Source organism: Nonomuraea sp. LPB2021202275-12-8 (assembly GCF_037044575.1).
Classification (GTDB): Bacteria; Actinomycetota; Actinomycetes; order Streptosporangiales; family Streptosporangiaceae; genus Nonomuraea.
Genome location: NZ_JBAHWD010000006.1, coordinates 203,313 through 221,266, shown reverse-complemented (window position 1 = coordinate 221,266; position 17,954 = coordinate 203,313). Strand labels below are relative to the sequence as shown.

Genomic DNA, 17,954 nt, shown 5'->3' with positions numbered 1-17,954 from the left:
GGTGCCGCTCTACTTGCGGGCGAGGCCGGCGCAGACCCAGGACTGCCGCGCCTCGGCGTCGGAGATGGGCGTCCGCGGACGCCACTGGCGGATGTAGACGAAGCCCGGCTCGACGAGCTCCAGCCCGTCGAAGAAGCGCAGCGCCTGGTCGCGGGTGCGCGGGCCGCCGGAAGGCCTGCCGAGCGCCTGGCGGTAGATGTCGGCGATCGCCTCGGCGATGTCCGGCCGGGAGTCGAAGACGGCGTGGGTGATGCCGAGGTAGCTGCCGGGCGACAGCCGCGCGCACACCCGGGCCACCTTCTCGTACGGCGCGTCGTCGTCGGGGATGTACTGCAGGGCACCGAAGATCAGCACGGCGACCGGAAGGTCGAAGTCGATCAGTCGCCCCATGACGGGATCGGCGAGCAGCTCGTCCGGGTGCAGGATGTCGCCGTCGACCACCCCGGTCCGCTCGTCGGTGGCCAGCAGCGCGCGGGCGTGGTTGAGCGCCACGGGGTCGTCGGCGACGTAGACCACCCGGGTCTCGGGCTCGACGGCCTGCGCGATCTCGTGCACGTTGCGCTGGGTCGGCAGCCACGAGCCGATCTGGACGAACTGCCCGACACCCTGCTCGACGAGGTGGCGTACGACCTTCTCCCGGAAGAGCTGGACGTGCTCGCCCATGGCCTTGGCCTCGGGCGCGAGGGCCAGCACCTGCTGGACGGCCTCGCGGTCGGCGGCGAAGTTGTCCTTGCCGCCGAGGAAGTAGTCGTTCATGCGGGCGACACTCGGCACGCTGGCTGACACGCGCGGAGCCGGCTGCTGAGAATCGTCGCTCATTCCTCATCTCCTCTTCGCCGTTGGCAGGGACAGTAGCGGATGAGAACGCTTACTGTCCGATAAGTCCGGTGGTCGTGAGGACGATCCGTCCGAGCGTGGTCCCGGCGGCCTGCCGCCGCCAGGCGGCTCCGGCGTCGTCGAGCGGCACGCTCTCGTGGTCGACGGCCAGGCGGCCGAGCGCGGCCTGCTCGGCGACCAGGGTGAGGGCGGCGGTGCGCTGTCCGGGGCTCAGCTCGTTGTTGGTGTAGCCGAGCAGGCGCAGTGACTTCCCGCGCAGCGTGGCGGAGTCGAGCGGGCAGGTCTCCGAGGCCGAACCGCCCAGATGGACCAGCCGCCCGCCGGAGCGCAGGGTCCGGGCGGCGGCCGCGGCCGGCGCGCCGAAGAGCGGGTCCAGCACCAGGTCGGCGGGGCCGTCCAGGGCGGCGGTGAGGCGGACCGCGAGCTCGGTGACGTCCTCGGTGTCGAGCGTGACCACGGCGTCGGCGCCGGCCCGCCGCGCGCGTTCCCTGCCGGCCGCGGAGCGCGCGGCCGCGACCACGCGGCGCGCCCCGGCGATCCTGGCGAGCTGGACGGCCGCCTGCCCCACCACACCGCCCGCACCGAGCACCACGACCTGCTCGCCGGGCGCCAGCTCGCCGCGCCAGGTGAGCGCTAGGTGCGCGGCGACCGCGGAGAGGCCGAGCGCGGCCAGGCCGACCGGGTCGGCGCCGGCGGGCAGCTCGACGAGATCCGCCAGGGGCACGCTGGCGATCTCGGCCATGCTTCCGTCGCCCGGCGCCATCCCCGCCGACGTCGGGAACCACACCATCCGCCCGCCGACGGTGCCCACCCCCTGCACCCCGGGCACGTACGGCGTCTTCGGGACGCCGAAGTAGGAGGTGCCGCTCGCGCAGAGCAGGTCCAGCGGGGTGATGGGCGCGGCGAGCACCTCGACCAGCGTCTCGTGCGGGCGGGGCGTCGGCATGGTGCGCTCGGCCATCACCGGCGGGTGGCCCGGTGCGCTGATCTGTACGGCTCGCATCGGCTCAGGTGGCGATGTCGGGGTAGGGCAGGCTCATGTGGGACAGCCGCCGGGCGTACTCCTTCTGGAATCCCAGCGGCGGATGGTCGCGCTCGAACATGGCGATGAACAGCGTGAGCGTCAGGAACGGGTGCGCGCCCAGCTCGAACAGCCTGGGATAGTCGTGCCCGGCCAGGGCCTCGCGCTCGGCCGGGTCGAACCGCAGCCAGGTGGACGCCTCGCCCTCGTGGCAGCCGAGTATGCGGTTGGCCCAGGTGGACTCCCACCAGGCGAGCGTGCCCTCGGGGTCCTCGCGGTAGCGCTCCACCAGCTCCGGATCGCGGTCGACGGTGAACAGGAACTTGTTCAGCAGGTACTTGCTCACGACTGCCCTCCGCGCGGATACCAGGTGAAGTACGCCTCCATGGTGTGGAACAGGTCGTAGGTGTCGACGTAGTCGGCTTTCTGGCCGTCGCCCGCGACGCCCATCATCAGCATGAAGTCCATGAAGCCGTGGGTGGCGTTGCCGGGCAGGTGCAGGCTGTCGAGCGTGACCTCGGCCAGGCATCCTTCGAGGTCGCCGTCCGCGATCCACTCCACGGCCCGGCGGTCGAACTCGGGGTCCGGTCCGTGCGGCCCGAACTGGCGCGGCCCGCCCAGCTCCAGCGACAGGTGGCCGGTGCCGATGACCGCGACCCGCTGGTCCGACGGCCACGACTCGACGAGCCGCCGCAGCGTCCGCCCGAGCTCCACGAACCGGCCGGGCCGGGGCAGGGGCGGGGCGAAGATGTTGGTGTAGACGGGCACGATCGGCAGGTCGTTCTGCGGGCGCAGGGTGATGATCGGGCAGGTGATGGAGTGGTCGATCCGCAGCTCGTTGGAGAAGGCCAGGTCGAATCCGGCGTCCAGCCCTTCGCGCAGGACATGCTCCGACAGGTCCTCATGGCCCTGGCAGACCATCCTGGGCAGGCCGAACTCGCGCTCCTCGTTGTGGAAGTTCGCGTCGTAGAAGGGGGCCTTGCCGACGAGGAACTGCGGCATGTTGTCCAGCCAGAGCTGGTGGAAGTGGTCCGAGCCGACCATGACGAGCACGTCGGGGCGGGCGGCGGTGAGCGTCTGCCTGAACGCCTCCACCTTGCGCACCCACTCGTCGGCGAACGGGGGCCGCTCGTCGCCGGTCGCGGTGCTGGCCCGGTAGTAGAAGGGGTGGTGGGTGGACGCGATGACCGCGACCAGCTCAGCCATGCCGGCCTCCTGGGGGGTAGGGCTCGGGGGCGACCGAGCGGTTGTTCAGATCCACGGACAGGAAGATGTCGTTCGCCACGGGCCGGCGCAGCTCCTCCGCGAGCTGGCCGATCAGCCCGGCGGTCCTGGCCAGCAGGGCGAAGCCGCGCAGCAACTCCAGCGGCAGGCCCAGGTCGGCCAGCGCCGCCCCGCAGGCTCCGGCGCCGTTGACGGGCAGCCGCCTGCCGAGCACCTGGTCGTGGACGCGGCCGATGGCGGCCAGCAGTGACAGGTGCGGGCCGAACAGGCCCTCCTCGGTGGCGATCCGCATCAACCGCGGGGTGCGCGGGTCGCCGTCCTTGTGCACGTGGTGACCCAGCCCGGGGACGAACCTCCCGGCCTCCTTCTGGGCCCGCACGGTCTCCAGGGCGAGCGCGTCCCAGCCCGCGTCGTCGCCGGGCCGCTCGCCGCCTGCCAGCACCTGGTGCAGGAACCGGCCGCAGTCCTCGGTGACGCCCAGGAAGCGGGACCCGCCGCCGAGCAGCCCGGCGGCCAGCGCCCCCTGCACCGAGTCGGGCGCGGACAGATAGGTGAGCCGGGTGACGATGGCGGTGGGAGTGAACCCGTGGTCGGCGAGCGCGGCCAGCACGGCCTCGAACACCCGCACCTCTCCCGGCGCCGGCCGCCGCTGGGTGGCCAGCCAGAACGCCAGCTCCCCGAACCCGACCTCGCCCATCACGTCCTCGGCCAGGTCGTGCCCGAGCAGGGTGATCGTCTCTGGAGTGGCGGAACCCAGGGCGGTCGGGTAGTCGGGCCGCTCACCCACGGTCGTCCTCCGGCTCGGTCAGCCACTTGCGCAGCTCCGCCCCGTGCTCGTCGAGCTCCGGGGGTGGCAGCCGGTAGGTCAGCGGGCTCTCGGAGAAGCGGATCGGGTGCCGGGTGGTCGGCGTCGCCCGCGCCCCCTCGCCGACCTCGACGACCGGGTCGAGCCCGAACTGCTCGGCCATCGCGAACCCGCCGTCGACGGTGTTGATCGGCCCACTCGGCACGCCGGCCTCGACCAGCAGCTCGAACCATTCGAGCGCTCCCCGGGTGGCCAGCCGCTCGACCAGGATCGGGCGCAGCTCCTCGCGGCGCGCCGTGCGGTCCTGGTTGCGGGCGAAGCGCGGGTCGTCGGCGACCTCGGGCACGCCGAGCACCTCGCAGAGCTTGCGGAACTGCCCGTCGTTGGCGGCCGCGACGATCAGCTCGTGGTCCGCCGTCGGCAGCGGCTCGTACGGGAACACGCTGGGATGCGCGTTGCCCATCCGGAAGGGCACCACCCCGCCCGCCACGTAGGCGGAGCTCTGGTTGACCATGGCGGTCAGCGCCGACGACAGCAGGTTGATCTCGACGTGCTGCCCGCGCCCCGTGGCGTCGCGGTGCCGGAGGGCGGCCAGGATGCCGATGACGGCGTGGTTGCCCGCCATCACGTCGAACACCGAGATCCCGGCCCGGTACGGCGACCCGTCCGCGTCACCGGTGAGGCTCATCAGCCCGGACATGGCCTGCACCATCAGGTCGTAACCGGGCACCGCCCGGCCGGGCCCGGACCCGAAGCCGCTGATGGAGGCGTACACGATGCCGGGGTTGGCGGCCCGCACGGCGTCGAAGCCGAGCCCGTACCTGTCCAGCCCGCCCGGGCGGAAGTTCTCGATCAGCACGTCCGCGCGGCGGGCCAGCTCCTTGGCCGCCGCGGCGTCGGCCTCCTCGCGCAGGTCCAGCGCGATGGAGCGCTTGCCGCGGTTGACGCCGAGGTAGTAGGTGGACACCTCGCCGCGGGCCGGCGGGACCCAGGTGCGGGTGTCGTCCCCTTTCGGCCCCTCGACCTTGACGACCTCGGCGCCCAGGTCCGCCAGCAGCATCGTGGCGTACGGGCCGGCCAGGATCCTGGAGAAGTCGGCCACGAGCACCCCGGACAGCGGCCCGGCCACTCCCTCATCTGACATCCGGAAAGCCTCCAGTCCGTTCAGCGGACACGTGTCCGTGATTGAGATTGTCGGCAGAAACCAGAGGGCGGTCAATGCTTGACAGCGGGCTGGGTGCTCATCAGAGTTACGGCCACCGGTGGTGACCGCTAGGCGGTCAACCGTACGCCGAGAGGAGTCACCCCCATGAACGACTTCGCGCCCGGACGGCCCGTCGTGCTTCGCGGCGGCACGGTGCTGCCGATGGACGCCCGGCGGCAGGTGCTCGCCGGCGCCGACGTCCTCGTCGAAGGCGACCGGATCGCCGCCGTCGGCCCCGCGCTACAGGTGCCCGAAGGCACCGCCGAGATCGACGCGACCGGCGGCATCGTCATGCCCGGCATGATCGACACCCACCGGCACATGTGGCAGACCGCCATCCGCGGCTACGGCGCCGACTGGACGCTCACCCAGTACTTCGTCTGGTTCTACCTGGAGCACGGCAAGCTGTTCCGGCCCGAGGACGTGCACGCGGGCAACGTGCTGGCCGCCGTCGAGGCGCTCGACGCCGGCGTCACCACCGTCGTCGACTGGTCGCACGGCCTGCGGACCGTGGACCACGCCGACGCCGCCGCCGACGCGCTGCAGTCCGTCCCCGGCCGGTACGTGCTCGCGTACGGCAACATCCAGCAGCCGCCCGCCGAGTGGACGGCAGCGCCGGAGTTCAGGGACTTCGTCCGCCGCCGCGTCACCGGCGACGACATGTTCGGCTTCCAGCTCGCCTTCGACGTGCTCGGCGATCCCGCGTTCCCCGAGCGGCCCGCCTTCGAGGTCGCCAGGGAGCTCGGCGCCGCGGTCACCACCCACGCCGGCGTCTGGGGCGCCACCAGCGACGACGGCATCCGGCTGATGCACGACCACGGGTTCATGACGCCCGGCACCGTGTACGTGCACGCGGCCTCGCTGTCGGCCGACTCCTACCACCGCATCGCGGCCACCGGCGGCTCCATCTCGGTCTCCACCGAGAGCGAGCAGAGCGCCGGCCAGGGCTATCCGCCCACCTGGGCGGTCCGCCTGCACGGCATCCCCGTCTCGCTGTCCATGGACACCAGCGTCTGGTGGAGCGGCGACCTGTTCTCCGCGATGCGCGCCACGCTCGGCGCCGACCGCTCCCGCGAGCACCTGGAGGCGCATGCCAAGGGCGGCACGATCACCCACTGCGGCCTGCGCGCCGAGCAGGTCGTCGAATGGGCCACCCGGGGCGGCGCCCACGCGCTCGGCCGCGACGACCTCGGCAGCCTCGAACCCGGCAAGAAGGCCGACCTCGTCCTCATCAAGAACGACCACTCGCCCGTCTCGTTCCCGCTGCTCCACCCGTACGGCCACGTGGTCTTCCAGGCGCAGCGCGGTGACGTGCACACCGTCGTGGTGAACGGCCGCGTGGTCAAGCACGAGCACCGCCTGCTGGACGCCGACCTGGCCGCCGCCCGCCGCCAGGTCGAGGCCACGGTCGAGCACCTGCGCTCCGCCATGGGCGAGGAAACCTGGCAGAAGGGCATGAACCCCGATATCCCGGAAACCAAGATCCTCGACAACCCGTACACCTACACCGACTACCGCAGCTCGTCGACTCACAGCCTGTAGCCGCCGTTAAAGTCGGACCCGTGAGACGACGCGAGCGAGGCGTTCATGGCACGTGGTGAGACCGGACCCGACTTCATCGAGGCGCTGGCCCGCGGCCTCGATGTGATCAGGGCGTTCCGGCCCGGCCGCCCGGTCATGACGCTGACCGAGGTGGCCACCGCCGCCGGGCTGGCCCGGCCGACGGCCCGCCGCATCCTGCTGACCCTCACCGAGCTCGGCTACGCCAGAGCCGAGCAGGGCGGGTTCGCGCTGACCCCACGGGTGCTGGAGCTGGGCGTGTCCTACGTGCGCTCGATGGGACTGTGGGAGGTGGCCAGGCCGCACCTGGAGCGGCTGGTGGCCAGGACCCACGAGTCCTCGTCCATCGCCCAGCTCGACGGGTCCGACATCGTCTACGTCGCCCGCGTCGCGGTGCCGAAGATCGTCACCTTGTCGGTGCAGGTCGGCACCCGGTTCCCGGCCCTGGCGACCTCGCTCGGCAAGGTGCTGCTGGCCGCACTGCCGCCCGCCGAGGTGGAGCGGGTGCTGGCCGAGCCGAGCCGGTCGGGCATCGAGCCGCGCTGGCGGCCCGGCGCGGAGGAGCGCGAGCGGGTGCTGCGCGGGGTGCGCGCCAAGGGCTGGGCGCTGACGGACGAGCAGCTCGCGCCCGGCATCAGGTCCGTGGCCGCGCCGCTCCGCGACGGGCTGGGCAGGGTCATCGCCGCCGTCAACGTCAACGCGCACGCCGCCGAGACCTCGGTGGAGAAGCTGACGGAGGACTATCTGCCGCTGCTCCTCCAGACCGCCGGCGCGATCGGCGACGACTGGGCGCTGTACGAGACGGTCCCGCAGGTCACCGCCTCGTGACGACGCCGTCCGCGACCAGCCGGTCGACCGCCTCGGCGATGGCCTCCAGCGCGGTGTAGCGCGGCCGGTGGCCCAGCAGCCGCTCGGCCTTGGCCATGCTGCAGTGCGGGCTGTGCGCGATGTGGTCGTAGGTGACCTGGGCCTCGTCCTCAGGCACCGTGGCCCGCCACCGCTCCCACGGCAGGAACGCCAGCCGCGCCTCCCGCCCGAACCAGCCGGCCACGGCCTCGGCGTAGCCGCGCAGCGTCAGTGCGGTGGTGGCGACCGAGTGGAAGCTCTCGCCCACGGCGGTGGAGCGGCTGGCCATCGCGTCCATGAAGATCCGCGCCACGTCGTCGGCGTGGACGTGCTGGACGGTCTCCATGCCGAGGTTCGGCAGGACCAGCTCCGCGCCGTCGGCCAGAGTCTGGAACGCGGCCGGGTTGACGTTGCCCGCGGGGGTGACCGGCACCCAGCCGGGACCGGTGATGTGGCCGGGGTGGATCAGCGTGGCGGGGAAGCCGTCACGGTGGGCGCGCTCCAGCAGGTAGGCCTCGATGGCCGCCTTCTTGACGCCGTAGTCGCCGAACGGCCGTCGCGGCCGGTCCTCGGTCGTCGGCACCTGCCCGCTGGGGCCGTGCACCCACACCGTCCCGCAGTGCAGGAAGTGGCGGACGCGGCCGGTCAGGGCCGTGACGAGCTGTCGGGCGCTGGACTCCTCGAAGCAGATCAGGTCGATGACCGCGTCGGCCTCCAGTTCGGCGACGCGCCTGCCGAACGTGCCCTCGGCCTCCTCCGCCTCTCGGTCGGCGGTCACCGTGGTGACCTTGTTCCAGGCTCCGTGAGGGCTGTAGGGCTCCCGCTTGCCGCGGCTCACCGCGACCACGTCATGGCCGGCCTCCACCAGCCGGGGAACCAGATAGGTGCCGATATGGCCGCTGGCGCCGATCACCACTACTCGCATGCGCTCAGCCTAGGTCGCCGGCGCGCGGTTTGCCCGGGCGAACCCCGGGCAGCCGCGGTGGCATGGGTGACCAGAACAGCCGCCGCATCGACGCCGCCCGGCTGGCTCGTGCGCACGGGATGTTCAACGTGGCCGGAGGACTCTGGCCCGTCGTGCACATGTCCAGCTTCGAGAAGGTCTTCGGTCCCAAGACGGACCGCTGGCTGGTGCGGACCGTCGGAGGGCTGCTGACCGGCATCGGCTGGAACCAGCTCCGCGCCGCCTCCAGCCCGGAAGGCGTCGAGCACGCCAGGCGCTTCGGGGTCTCCGCCGCTTCGACCCTGCTGCGCATCGACCTGATGTACGCGCTGACGGGCCGGATCCCGGCCGCCTACCTGCTCGACGCCGCCGCGGAGGCCGGATGGATCTACGCCTGGCGGCACTCCGCCCCGCCGCGCCGTACCCGTGGCGGGGGCGGGGCCAGGTCGTTGCTCATGATCGGCGCGGTGGCCGCGGGCGCCATCGCCGGCGCCGCGCTCGCCACGGCCGCGGCGATCGCCATGCGCGCCATGGCCGAGCAGGCGCGCGGGCCGGATCCCGATGATCCTGGGCCGGATGACCAGGGATGAGAGCGGACGGGGCGAAGGGACACGAGCTGTTCAAGCACGGGCAGGACGGGCGCGCCCGGCCCTGAGCCCGTCGCCGCCGGGCGGTTTGACCGCGAGAGGCCGGGGGAGGGGACCACGCAGGGGAGCTGCACCACCAGGGGTTTCGCCTGGTGGCAGCGATGGGGGACATCATCATGAGCACGCAACCAGGGCCAGAGACCGAACGCACCAAGGCGCCGCCGCCGGAGACCGAGGAGGAGGCGTCGCAGAGCGGTGACGCGCCCGGCGCCAAGAAGTTCGACACCGCCGCCGATTACGAATTCAAGCGGCTCAAGGAGCTCAACCCAGACGATTTCGAGTAGCAGACGGGCGTCTCCCGAGAGGCGGCGACAGCCCGGCCACTGAAGGCCCGAGCGGGGGTCTCCCCGTCCTGAGAGTCGGGGTGGAAGAGGAGTTCTTCCTCATCGACCCCCGGTCGGGCAGGACCACACCGCGGGCCGAGCCGGTCCTCGGGGCGGTCCCGCCGGAGCTGCGCCGGCTGGTCCAGCGGGAGTTCGCGGCCTGCCAGGTCGAGGTCGCCTCGTCGCCTCACGTCAACCTGGAGCCGCTGCACGCGGAGCTCGCCCTCCTGCGCGTCGTACTGGCACGCGCCGCACGAGCCGCAGGCTGCCGCCTGGTGGCCGCAGGGGTCGCCCCTCTGGAGCACTCGGCGAGCAACGCCAGGATCACCGACGACGCTCGCTACCAGCGGATGGCCGCCGAGTACGGCGCCATCGCCCGCGGCGAGCACTGCTGCGGCTGCCACGTCCACGTCGAGGTCGCCGACGACGAGGAGGCCGTGCAGGTGTGCAACCACCTGCGACCCCGGCTCCCCGTCCTGCACTCGCTGACCGTCAACTCCCCCTTCAGCGGCGGCGCCGACAGCGGCTACGGCAGCTGGCGCTCGGTGGCCCTGACCCGATGGCCCAGTGTCGGCCTCCCGCCGTACTTCGAGTCCGCCGCCGACTACCGCGCCACCGTCGCCGCCCTGATCAGGTCCGGGATGATCCTCGACGAGGCCATGGTCTACTGGCTGGTGCGCCGCTCCCACCACCTGCCCACCGTCGAGATCCGGGTCGCCGACGTCTGCGCGACCGCATCGGAGGCGGTGCTGCTGGCGGCCGTCGTACGCGCTCTGGTCTCCACGATCCTGAGCGACGTCCGCGCGGGTGTCCCGGCGCCCCGTCACCCGGAGCCCCTCCTGCGCGCCGCCTACTGGCGCGCCGCCCACGACGGCCTCGAAGGCGACGGCCTGGACGTGCGGTCGGCGGACCGGATCCCCGCCTGGCGGCTGGTCGACACGCTGATCCGCGACATCGGTCCCGCCCTGACGGTCGCCGGCGACCTGGACAGGGTCACCTGCCAACTCGCCGAGCTACGGGCGGGCGGCTCGGGAGCGGCCCGCCAGCGCGCCGCCTACGCCCGCCGCCACGACCTGCTCGACGTCATCTCGTCGACCACCCCCGAGCCCGGCGGCCGGTGACGGCCGATCACGGAGGGGCGGATGACGAGGTGCAGCCGCATGACCGGGCGCGGCCGCCCCTAGGGATCGGGCCGCTCGGAGACCACCCGCGCGAGCAGCCCGGCGAGTTGCTCGCGCTCGTCGTCCGACAGCGCCGCGAACCACTCGCGCTCGCGCGCCTCCTGCAGCCCGTACGCCTCCCGTACGGCCAGCTCACCCTTGGCGGTGAGCGCGACGACCTGGCCTCGCCGGTCGCCTGGCAGCGGCCGGCGCTCGACCAGCCCGTCACGCTCCGCGCTGGCACGACGCCGAGCGGCCGTCGTGGATCACCCTCCCGATCGTGCGGTAGGGACTGCCGGAAATATCGGATTAGGAGCGCTTAAATCCCCTCGATGCGATCTCTGCTGTGAGAGCATGACTCAGACCTGATCACGAACACTCGTTGTCATGACACCGGTCATGAGGTTTCGCATGACCGGCCTCCGAAAGGACGAACAGCACGTGCGCAAGCCAGCGAAGGCCCTCGCCCTGGCCGCGATGTTGAGTGCCGGCACGGTTCTCATCCACCCCGCCCCCGCCTCGGCCGCGGCGTACTCGCCCGAGGTCGTCTGCGCCAAGGAGTCCGGCCGCGGCGGCTGGACCCACGTGGCCGACAACAAGCGGACGATGAAGAACGGCAAGGCGGTCCTGGGCCATGTGTGGCTGATGTGGAACCGCGGTCTGCAGAAGAACTGCGTCGCCGTGATCAAGACCGCCTTCGCGGGCACCCCCACCTTCACCCAGGCGATCCTGCACACGCAGGGCGGCGGCGCCTACAGGGACCCGGGCAAGCTGACCGCGAAGAAGTACAAGTACTACGCGGCCGCCATCGGCTACGGCAAGGGACAGTGCGTCGACTTCGAGGGCATCACCACCGACACCCGCGTGGACTACGGCATCGCCCAGGCCAGGCGCGGCAAGTTCAAGAACTGCGGCTGACCCAGCCCGAACGGCCCCGGCATCGCACCGTGATGCCGGGGCCGTGCGCTTGGTCACCCTCCCTGTACGCTGCGACATATCGCCAGGACAGGGCCGTTAATGGGGCAGGTGGGGCGCGCCGGATGCTGAAGCTGGATCGGTTGGTGAACGTCCTCGGCGGCTACGGGGCCCGGCTGCTCAGTGCCCCGGCGTCGCGCGAGGTCGAGCTCCGCAGCGTGGCCGTGCACGACCCGGCCGACCCCCGGCCGGCGAGCGGCGACGTGTTCCTGCCCGTGGGCGTCGAATCGGCCGACGAGGCGGTCCGGCTGGCGCGGGCGGCGCGGGCCGCGGTGGTGCTGGTGCGCGAGGGCGCGCCGATCAGTGAGAGCGTCCGCGACGGTGCGATCGCCGTCCTGCTGGTGGATCCCGAAGTGTCCTGGAGCCAGCTGTTCGGCGTGGTGTACGGCCTGGTGCTGGAAGGGCGCGAGACCGAGGCGGGACGGGGGCCGACGGACCTGTTCGCCTTCGCCGACACACTCGCGGGCGAGCTCGCCTGCCCGGTGACCATCGAGGACCAGATGTCCCGGGTGCTGGCCTACTCCGGCTCGCATCAGGCGGCCGACCCGGTGCGGCTGGAGACGATCCTGGGCCGCCGGGTGTCCGACGGCATGCGCCGGCTGCTGGGAAGCAAGGGCGTCTTCGCGCACCTGTCGACCTCCGAGGAGCCGCTGTTCGTGGAGCCCTCGCCGGAGCACGGGCTGCGTGGCCGGATGGTGGTGGCGGTGCGTGCCGGGCGCGAGCTGCTGGGGTCGATCTGGGTGGAGTGCGAGCGTCCGCTGACCGGCGCGAGCCGGACCGTCCTGAGCGACGGGGCCAAGGCGGTGGCACTGCACCTGCTGCGCTCGCGGGTGAGCGCCGACCTGGAGCGGCAGGTGGAGTCCGACCTGGTCATCCAGCTCATGGAGGGCACGGCCGACGCGCCCGCGGTGGTCAGCCGGCTCGGGCTGCCGGGAGGGCAGTTCCGGGTGATCGCACTGCAGGCGCACATCGGCGCCGAACCGCACGCCGCGATCCTGCTCGCCTTCGAGCGCGCCACCACCGGCTTCGGCTGGTCGCGGCCCGGCCGGAGCGCGCTGTTCGGCAACACCCTCTATACCGTGCTGCCCTGCGGCAACGACGTCTCGCCGGCCCGCGACTGGCTGGCCTCCATCACGAACGTGCTGCCGCGCCGGGTCACCGTGCTCGCCGGGGTGGGTGGGCCGGCCGAGCCCGCGCAACTCCCCTCCAGCAGGCAGGAGGCCGACGAGAGCCTGGCCCTGCGCGCGGCGCTGCCCGGCCCCGCGGTCGTGTACGACGAGTCGTGGGACGAGATCCTGCTCCAGCGGTTGCGCGCGGCCGCCTCGGCGGGACGCACTCCGGCGCGCGGCCCCGTCGCCGACCTGACCAGGCACGACGCCCAGCACGGCACCCGCTACATCGAGACGCTGCGCGCCTGGCTGGAGGCGCAGGGCGAGCTCGGCGAGGTCGCCGCGCGCCTCGGCGTGCACCCGAACACGGTCCGCTACCGGCTGCGGAAGATGGCCGGGATCACGAAGCTGGAGCTCGACGTGCCGGAGAAACGGCTCGCGATGATCATCGCGTTGGCCGTCGATCAGCGAAGAAGATCACCGGGTTTGTCCTAGCTGGACAAAGGCCCGGCCCGCACTTGTCCGGCAGCCACAGACCCTTTCCGCGCCGCACGGGCGATCCTCGTCATAGATCCGAACGGTACGAGAGCGGAGAAGTGGCAATGGCTATCGACGGTGGGCCGCGTACGGCAGTGGTGATCGGTGCCGGTGTGGTGGGCCTGTCCACCGCCTGGTTCCTGCAGGAACGCGGGGTGGACGTGACCGTGGTGGACCGCGGCGGGGTGGCCGCCGGCGCGTCCTGGGGCAACGCGGGCTGGCTCTCGCCCGGTCTCGCCATCCCGCTGAACGAGCCCGGCGTGCTGCGCTACGGCCTGCGCTCCCTGCTCGACCGGGACGCCCCGCTGCACGTGCCGGCCACTCCCGACGTGGGCCTGTGGTCCTTCCTGACCCGGTTCGCGCTCCACTGCAACTGGAAGTCCTGGGGCCGCGCCGTACAGGCCAACCTCCCGTTCAACGAGGAGTGCCTGGAGGCGTTCGACGTGCTCACCGGCAACGGTGTCGAAGCCCCCACGACGGAGGCCCCGATCATGGCGGCGTTCGCGAACTCCCGGCAGGCCGTCGCGCTCCTGCACGAGCTGCGCCGCATCAACGACTCCGGGCTGGAGATCCGCTACGCCGCCCTCGAAGGCGACGCGCTGCGCGAGCAGGCGCCTCAGCTCTCGCCCCGCGCAGGGGCGGGCATCCGGCTGGACGGGCAGCGCTACGTCGACCCGGGGGAGTTCACCAACTCGCTGGCCCGCGCCGTCACCGCCCGCGGCGCCACGATCCGGTCCGGGTTCCGGGTGACCGGCGTCCGGTCCGAGGCCGACGGCGGCCTGCACGTGCTGTCGGACAGCGGTGACGCGATCAGGGCCGACGCCGCGGTCCTGGCCACCGGCGCCTGGCTGAACCAGCTCGGCAAGGAGTGGGGTGTCCGGGTGCCGGTACGCGCCGGGCGCGGCTACTCCTTCACCGTGCCGACGGACGAGCCGGTGCCCGGCCCGATCTACCTGCCGGCCGTCCGCGTGGCCTGCACCCCCTACCAGGGGAAGCTGCGCGTGGCCGGCACGATGGAGTTCCGCGACGCCGACGCCCCGCTCTACCAGCGGCGCGTCGATGCGATCATCGCGTCCGCGAAGCCACTGCTGTCCGGCGTGTCCTGGGAGGAGCGCACCGACACCTGGGTCGGCCCCCGCCCCGTCACCCCCGACGGCATGCCGCTCGTCGGCGCCACCAGGGTGCCCGGAATCTACGTCGCGGGCGGGCACGGCATGTGGGGCTTCACCCACGGCCCGGCGACCGGCCGCATGCTCGCCGAGCAGATCACCACCGGCAAGCAGCCCGCGGCGCTGCGCGCCTTCGATCCCACCCGCTGACGAGCACGGGCCCCGGCGCGATCGCACCGGGGCCCCCTGTGGCGGCCGGTCAGGCGCCGATGCCGTAGTTGGTGAGCGTGTAGCCCTCAGCGCAGCTGAGCGTGTTGCGCCTGCCGGTGAACTCCTGCGTCGTCTCGACGTTGGTGCCGTTGTTGTCGCAGCTGATCCAGTGCCGGTACTCGCGGTGGTAGCGACAGTGCGCGGTCGAGCTGGTGGTGTTGGCGTACAGCTTGCACTCGATGGGCGGTGCGGCAGCGGCGGATCCGCTGGCTGCGACGATGAGCCCGCTGGCGATCAGGGCGGGGGCGGCGAGCATGACAAGGGTGCGCTTGAGCATGTTTGACCTCCGAACGAAGCGGCGCCGGCCAGTCCGGTACCGCGCGTAGCCATGCTGCTCTCGGAGGGGGCCGAACAGCAGGAACGGCATGGCGGGTGAGGTTCAAATTCTCGTCACGTCCCGGTCCTGGACCTCCGTGACGTCCGCGCGCGCGGTGGTGAGCCGCTCGCCTCGGTATCGGCGATGTCATCGAACTCCGCCGGCCCCGCCTGAGACCTAGACCGCCGCCCGGTCCGCGAGCGAGCGGCGGCGCAGGGCCGGATCGGCCAGTGCCGGCGGGCGCCAGGCGCCGTCCGGCTGGTACAGGTTCGTCCCCGGCGGGACGATCTCGTCGATCCGGTCCAGCGTCGCGTCGTCGAGGGTGAGCGAGGCGCCCTTCAGCAGCCCGTCCAGCTGCTCCATCGTGCGTGGACCGATGATCACCGAGGTGACGCCGGGATGTGCCGGCGGGAAGGCCACCGCGAGCTCCGGCAGCGTGTGGCCCAGGTCGCCGGCCAGCTCGGCGAGCCGCTCGACGGCCTCCAGCTTCACCTGGTTCTCCGGGATCGACGGGTCGAACCGGCCGGGGGTGAGCAGGGCACGGCCGCTGGACAGGTCGGCGTCCGCCCCCTTGCGGTAGCGGCCCGACAGGAACCCGGAGGCGAGCGGTCCCCAGGTCAGCACCCCCATCCCCCACCGCTCGCACACCGGCAGCACCGACGCCTCGGCGCCCCGGGCCAGCAACGAGTAGGGCGGCTGCTCCGTACGGAACCGCTGCAGGCCCCGGCGCTCGGCCACGTGATGGGAGTCGGCGATCTCCTCGGCAGGAAAGGTCGAGCAGCCGAACGCCCGGATCTTCCCCTGCCGCACGAGGTCGCCCAGCACCGACAGGGTCTCCTCGATGTCTGTCGTGCGGTCCGGCCGGTGCACCTGATAGAGGTCGATCCAGTCAGTGCGCAGCCGCCGGAGGCTCTCCTCGACCTCCTTCAGGATCCAGCGCCGCGAGTTGCCGCCGCGGTTGCGGCCCTCGCCCATCGGGAAGTGCACCTTCGTGGCGAGCACGACGTCGTCGCGGCGGCCCTGCAGGGCCTTGCCGACGATCTCCTCCGACTCGCCCGCCGAGTACATGTCGGCGGTGTCGACGAAGTTGATCCCCGCGTCGAGCGCGGCGTTGACGATGCGGGCACAGTCATCGTGATCCGGATTCCCCACCGCCCCGAACATCATCGTCCCCAGACAGTGGACGCTCACTTCGATACCGGTGCCGCCAAGAGCGCGATAGCGCATGCTCACTCCTCAAGAGCTCGTACGTGGATCGCACGCTAGGAGCTCGAGTCGGCTCTAGGTCAAGCCCGTACTGTGGGCTGTATGTCGGATATCGCACCCCATTTGACCATCGGGCAGGTCGCCGAGCGCACCGGACTGAGCGTTCACGCGCTGCGCTTCTACGAGCAGGAGGGCATCCTGGCCAACCCCGTGCGCCGGGATGTGGGCGGTCGCCGCCTCTACACCGAGCAGGACGTCGAGTGGTTGAACCTCTGCGTCATCCTGCGCGCCTCCGGCATGCCGGTGCCGGAGATCCGCCGCTACACCGACCTCGCCAGGCGCGGCGACGGCACCGAGGACGAGCGCCTCGCCCTCCTGCGCGAGCACCAGCAGCGGGTGATCGGCCAGATCGACCAGCTCACCCGCTCCCTCGACCTCATCAACTTCAAGATCGGGGTGTACGAGGACCGCCTCGACCCGGCACCCGGCGAGATGTGCGGAATCGCGCGGATCGGCGACGCCGCCGTCACCAGTTAGCGGGCAGCCCCGGTGTCGTCGGGGGCAGCGCGTGGCCCGGAGGGCGGATGACGTAGGCGATGCCGCGGCTGCTGGAGCTGCGGAGCCACACGTTCTCGAAGTCGGCCCGCGGATAGACGCGCCGCACCGCGGAGTTGCTGGACGAGGCGGGATCGTTGGCGATCACGTCACCGGTCGCGGTGAACCCCACGACCACCATGATGTGGCCGTTGGTGCCATAGCCGGCGCCCGGCAGCTCGCCCTTCTTGAAGGACTGCGAAGTGATCACCGGGATGCCGGCCGTGATCAGGCGTTCCAGCTCCGTCAGCGTGCGCAGCCGGGTGATGAACGCGTCCACGCCGTAGCGGCCGGCGTAGGCGATGTTGAACGGCCAGTTGCCCGCGCCCTGGTAGGCGTGGTCGTAGGTGTGGCGGGCGGCGTAGTCCACTTCCGGGTTCGGGTCGGACGGGTTCACCCAGGCGGTGTCCCGCGCGCTCGGCCAGCGGTCCCAGTAACCCAGGACCATGGTGGTCGAGGTGGGGCTGCACCAGGCCTGGCCGCCGCCGTCCCACTCCGGGTAGTGGCCCTGGTGCACGTTCTGGGAGCGGCGCGGGACCTTCAGCTCGGTCCCCCAGGCGCCGCCACCGGGGGAGACCGGGACGGTCTTGCGCTCGGGGACGCGGGAGGCCATCGCGCCGAGCGTGCGCACGCGCGGCGTCACCGCGGACCCGGGCGTCCGATAGAGGGTGACACGCAGCTGGTAGGCCTCGAACCCCCGGCCCCGCGCGGCGACGAGCGTGTCCACGGCGACGTTCGCGTCGGCGTCACCCTGCCCGGACACCGAGGTGCGGCGGATGTCGCCCTCCCCGTAGGCCCAGCGGCCGAGCACGTACCACTTGGTCAGTCCGGACCCGTTGCGGGCGCGCGCCTCGATCTGCATCCAGCTTCCGGCCGGGACGTCGGCGGTCCAGGAGGCGATCAGCTCGGTGGCCGGGAAGCCGAGCGCCTGCTCCGGGCCGGTCCAGCGGGCGTACTCCCACGTCTTGGCGCCCAGCGCGTCGGTGTAGGAGGTGGTGCCGGCGGCGGTGGCGAAGAACAGGCCGTCGCTCGTGGCCGTCCCGTCGGAGGTGCCGGAGGCGAAGACGGCCCGCTGGTAGACGACGTCGGCCGTGCCGGGCGCGGGCTTCGTCCCGGCCACCGCCTGGCCCGCGGCAGGGGTGGTGAGAGCCGTCGCCAGCAGGACGGTGGAGAGGAAGCCGGTCAACACGGTCAGCGTGCGCATGGACCCACCTTCTCTGACGGCGCTCGATCCAGGCAGACAGTAGGCAAGGCAGGCATGGAATACA

General features: G+C 72.2%; 19 protein-coding genes. 9 read left to right on the top strand and 10 right to left on the bottom strand.

Annotation, left to right across the window (positions count from 1 at the left end; genetic code table 11):
* Positions 1-9 precede the first annotated feature (9 nt).
* Genes V5E28_RS14250 through V5E28_RS14225 form a run of 6 tightly spaced genes read right to left on the bottom strand, consistent with a single transcriptional unit; the run spans position 10 to position 5,031 of the window.
* Positions 10-819 (bottom strand): SAM-dependent methyltransferase, encoded by an 810-nt coding sequence (locus V5E28_RS14250; RefSeq protein WP_336207325.1) that lies wholly within the window; start codon positions 817-819, stop codon positions 10-12.
* A 49-nt stretch (positions 820-868) separates the two neighbouring features.
* Positions 869-1,840, bottom strand: coding sequence for a zinc-binding alcohol dehydrogenase family protein (locus tag V5E28_RS14245; protein ID WP_336207324.1), 972 nt, complete (start codon positions 1,838-1,840; stop codon positions 869-871).
* A 4-nt stretch (positions 1,841-1,844) separates the two neighbouring features.
* Positions 1,845-2,204 (bottom strand): hypothetical protein, encoded by a 360-nt coding sequence (locus V5E28_RS14240; protein WP_336207323.1) that lies wholly within the window; start codon positions 2,202-2,204, stop codon positions 1,845-1,847.
* Positions 2,201-3,064, bottom strand: a complete 864-nt coding sequence (locus V5E28_RS14235) for an extradiol ring-cleavage dioxygenase (protein WP_336207322.1) — start codon at positions 3,062-3,064, stop codon at positions 2,201-2,203. Before V5E28_RS14235 ends, V5E28_RS14240 begins: the two co-directional genes overlap by 4 nt.
* Positions 3,057-3,869, bottom strand: coding sequence for a citryl-CoA lyase (locus V5E28_RS14230; RefSeq protein ID WP_336207321.1), 813 nt, complete (start codon positions 3,867-3,869; stop codon positions 3,057-3,059). Before V5E28_RS14230 ends, V5E28_RS14235 begins: the two co-directional genes overlap by 8 nt.
* The gene (locus V5E28_RS14225) at positions 3,862-5,031 is read right to left on the bottom strand and encodes a CaiB/BaiF CoA transferase family protein (RefSeq protein WP_336207320.1); all 1,170 of its coding nucleotides are present in this window, start codon (positions 5,029-5,031) and stop codon (positions 3,862-3,864) included. Before V5E28_RS14225 ends, V5E28_RS14230 begins: the two co-directional genes overlap by 8 nt.
* A 165-nt stretch (positions 5,032-5,196) precedes the next feature.
* On the opposite strand from V5E28_RS14225, the gene V5E28_RS14220 reads away from it, so the two are divergent.
* Positions 5,197-6,633, top strand: coding sequence for an amidohydrolase family protein (locus V5E28_RS14220; protein ID WP_336207319.1), 1,437 nt, complete (start codon positions 5,197-5,199; stop codon positions 6,631-6,633).
* 45 nt (positions 6,634-6,678) lie between these two features.
* Positions 6,679-7,479 (top strand): IclR family transcriptional regulator domain-containing protein, encoded by an 801-nt coding sequence (locus V5E28_RS14215; RefSeq protein WP_336207318.1) that lies wholly within the window; start codon positions 6,679-6,681, stop codon positions 7,477-7,479.
* Here the strand turns inward: V5E28_RS14215 and V5E28_RS14210 are convergent.
* Complete coding sequence (locus V5E28_RS14210; protein ID WP_336207317.1) at positions 7,466-8,422, bottom strand: NAD-dependent epimerase/dehydratase family protein; 957 nt, start codon at positions 8,420-8,422, stop codon at positions 7,466-7,468. The genes V5E28_RS14215 and V5E28_RS14210 overlap by 14 nt on opposite strands.
* A 62-nt stretch (positions 8,423-8,484) precedes the next feature.
* Here V5E28_RS14210 and V5E28_RS14205 point away from each other — a divergent pair, with 62 nt between their 5' ends.
* The 6 genes from V5E28_RS14205 (at position 8,485) to V5E28_RS14180 (ending at position 14,510) form a co-directional block, all read left to right on the top strand.
* A complete protein-coding gene (locus tag V5E28_RS14205) occupies positions 8,485-9,030 on the top strand; it encodes a hypothetical protein (RefSeq protein WP_336207316.1) in 546 nt (181 codons plus the stop codon).
* Between the two features lie 158 nt (positions 9,031-9,188).
* The gene (locus tag V5E28_RS14200; RefSeq protein WP_336207315.1) at positions 9,189-9,371 is read left to right on the top strand and encodes a hypothetical protein; all 183 of its coding nucleotides are present in this window, start codon (positions 9,189-9,191) and stop codon (positions 9,369-9,371) included.
* An 80-nt stretch (positions 9,372-9,451) separates the two neighbouring features.
* Complete coding sequence (locus V5E28_RS14195) at positions 9,452-10,531, top strand: carboxylate-amine ligase (RefSeq protein ID WP_336207314.1); 1,080 nt, start codon at positions 9,452-9,454, stop codon at positions 10,529-10,531.
* A gap of 480 nt (positions 10,532-11,011) precedes the next feature.
* Positions 11,012-11,488, top strand: a complete 477-nt coding sequence (locus V5E28_RS14190; protein ID WP_336207313.1) for a hypothetical protein — start codon at positions 11,012-11,014, stop codon at positions 11,486-11,488.
* Positions 11,489-11,610: 122 nt separating this feature from the next.
* Positions 11,611-13,149 (top strand): PucR family transcriptional regulator, encoded by a 1,539-nt coding sequence (locus V5E28_RS14185; protein WP_336207312.1) that lies wholly within the window; start codon positions 11,611-11,613, stop codon positions 13,147-13,149.
* 107 nt (positions 13,150-13,256) lie between these two features.
* Positions 13,257-14,510, top strand: a complete 1,254-nt coding sequence (locus V5E28_RS14180; RefSeq protein WP_336207311.1) for an NAD(P)/FAD-dependent oxidoreductase — start codon at positions 13,257-13,259, stop codon at positions 14,508-14,510.
* 49 nt (positions 14,511-14,559) lie between these two features.
* Here the strand turns inward: V5E28_RS14180 and V5E28_RS14175 are convergent, their stop codons facing one another.
* Complete coding sequence (locus V5E28_RS14175; protein WP_336207310.1) at positions 14,560-14,847, bottom strand: hypothetical protein; 288 nt, start codon at positions 14,845-14,847, stop codon at positions 14,560-14,562.
* A gap of 216 nt (positions 14,848-15,063) precedes the next feature.
* On the bottom strand, positions 15,064-16,113 hold the full coding sequence (locus tag V5E28_RS14170) for an aldo/keto reductase (protein WP_336207309.1): 1,050 nt from the start codon (positions 16,111-16,113) through the stop codon (positions 15,064-15,066).
* 102 nt (positions 16,114-16,215) lie between these two features.
* On the opposite strand from V5E28_RS14170, the gene V5E28_RS14165 reads away from it, so the two are divergent.
* Positions 16,216-16,629 carry a MerR family transcriptional regulator gene (locus tag V5E28_RS14165; protein WP_336207308.1) on the top strand — a complete coding sequence of 138 codons (414 nt, stop codon included), beginning with the start codon at positions 16,216-16,218 and terminating at the stop codon, positions 16,627-16,629.
* Here V5E28_RS14165 and V5E28_RS14160 read toward each other — a convergent pair.
* The gene (locus V5E28_RS14160) at positions 16,619-17,890 is read right to left on the bottom strand and encodes a C39 family peptidase (RefSeq protein ID WP_336207307.1); all 1,272 of its coding nucleotides are present in this window, start codon (positions 17,888-17,890) and stop codon (positions 16,619-16,621) included. The genes V5E28_RS14165 and V5E28_RS14160 overlap by 11 nt on opposite strands.
* Positions 17,891-17,954 lie beyond the last annotated feature (64 nt).

Coding starts and splice junctions, on each gene's coding strand:
- V5E28_RS14250 (WP_336207325.1), bottom strand. CDS start 819: ATGAGCGACGATTCTCAGCAGCCGGCTCCGCGCGTGTCAGCCAGCGTG.
- V5E28_RS14245 (WP_336207324.1), bottom strand. CDS start 1,840: ATGCGAGCCGTACAGATCAGCGCACCGGGCCACCCGCCGGTGATGGCC.
- V5E28_RS14235 (WP_336207322.1), bottom strand. CDS start 3,064: ATGGCTGAGCTGGTCGCGGTCATCGCGTCCACCCACCACCCCTTCTAC.
- V5E28_RS14225 (WP_336207320.1), bottom strand. CDS start 5,031: ATGTCAGATGAGGGAGTGGCCGGGCCGCTGTCCGGGGTGCTCGTGGCC.
- V5E28_RS14220 (WP_336207319.1), top strand. CDS start 5,197: ATGAACGACTTCGCGCCCGGACGGCCCGTCGTGCTTCGCGGCGGCACG.
- V5E28_RS14215 (WP_336207318.1), top strand. CDS start 6,679: ATGGCACGTGGTGAGACCGGACCCGACTTCATCGAGGCGCTGGCCCGC.
- V5E28_RS14210 (WP_336207317.1), bottom strand. CDS start 8,422: ATGCGAGTAGTGGTGATCGGCGCCAGCGGCCATATCGGCACCTATCTG.
- V5E28_RS14205 (WP_336207316.1), top strand. CDS start 8,485: ATGGGTGACCAGAACAGCCGCCGCATCGACGCCGCCCGGCTGGCTCGT.
- V5E28_RS14200 (WP_336207315.1), top strand. CDS start 9,189: ATGGGGGACATCATCATGAGCACGCAACCAGGGCCAGAGACCGAACGC.
- V5E28_RS14185 (WP_336207312.1), top strand. CDS start 11,611: ATGCTGAAGCTGGATCGGTTGGTGAACGTCCTCGGCGGCTACGGGGCC.
- V5E28_RS14180 (WP_336207311.1), top strand. CDS start 13,257: ATGGCTATCGACGGTGGGCCGCGTACGGCAGTGGTGATCGGTGCCGGT.
- V5E28_RS14175 (WP_336207310.1), bottom strand. CDS start 14,847: ATGCTCAAGCGCACCCTTGTCATGCTCGCCGCCCCCGCCCTGATCGCC.
- V5E28_RS14170 (WP_336207309.1), bottom strand. CDS start 16,113: ATGCGCTATCGCGCTCTTGGCGGCACCGGTATCGAAGTGAGCGTCCAC.
- V5E28_RS14160 (WP_336207307.1), bottom strand. CDS start 17,890: ATGCGCACGCTGACCGTGTTGACCGGCTTCCTCTCCACCGTCCTGCTG.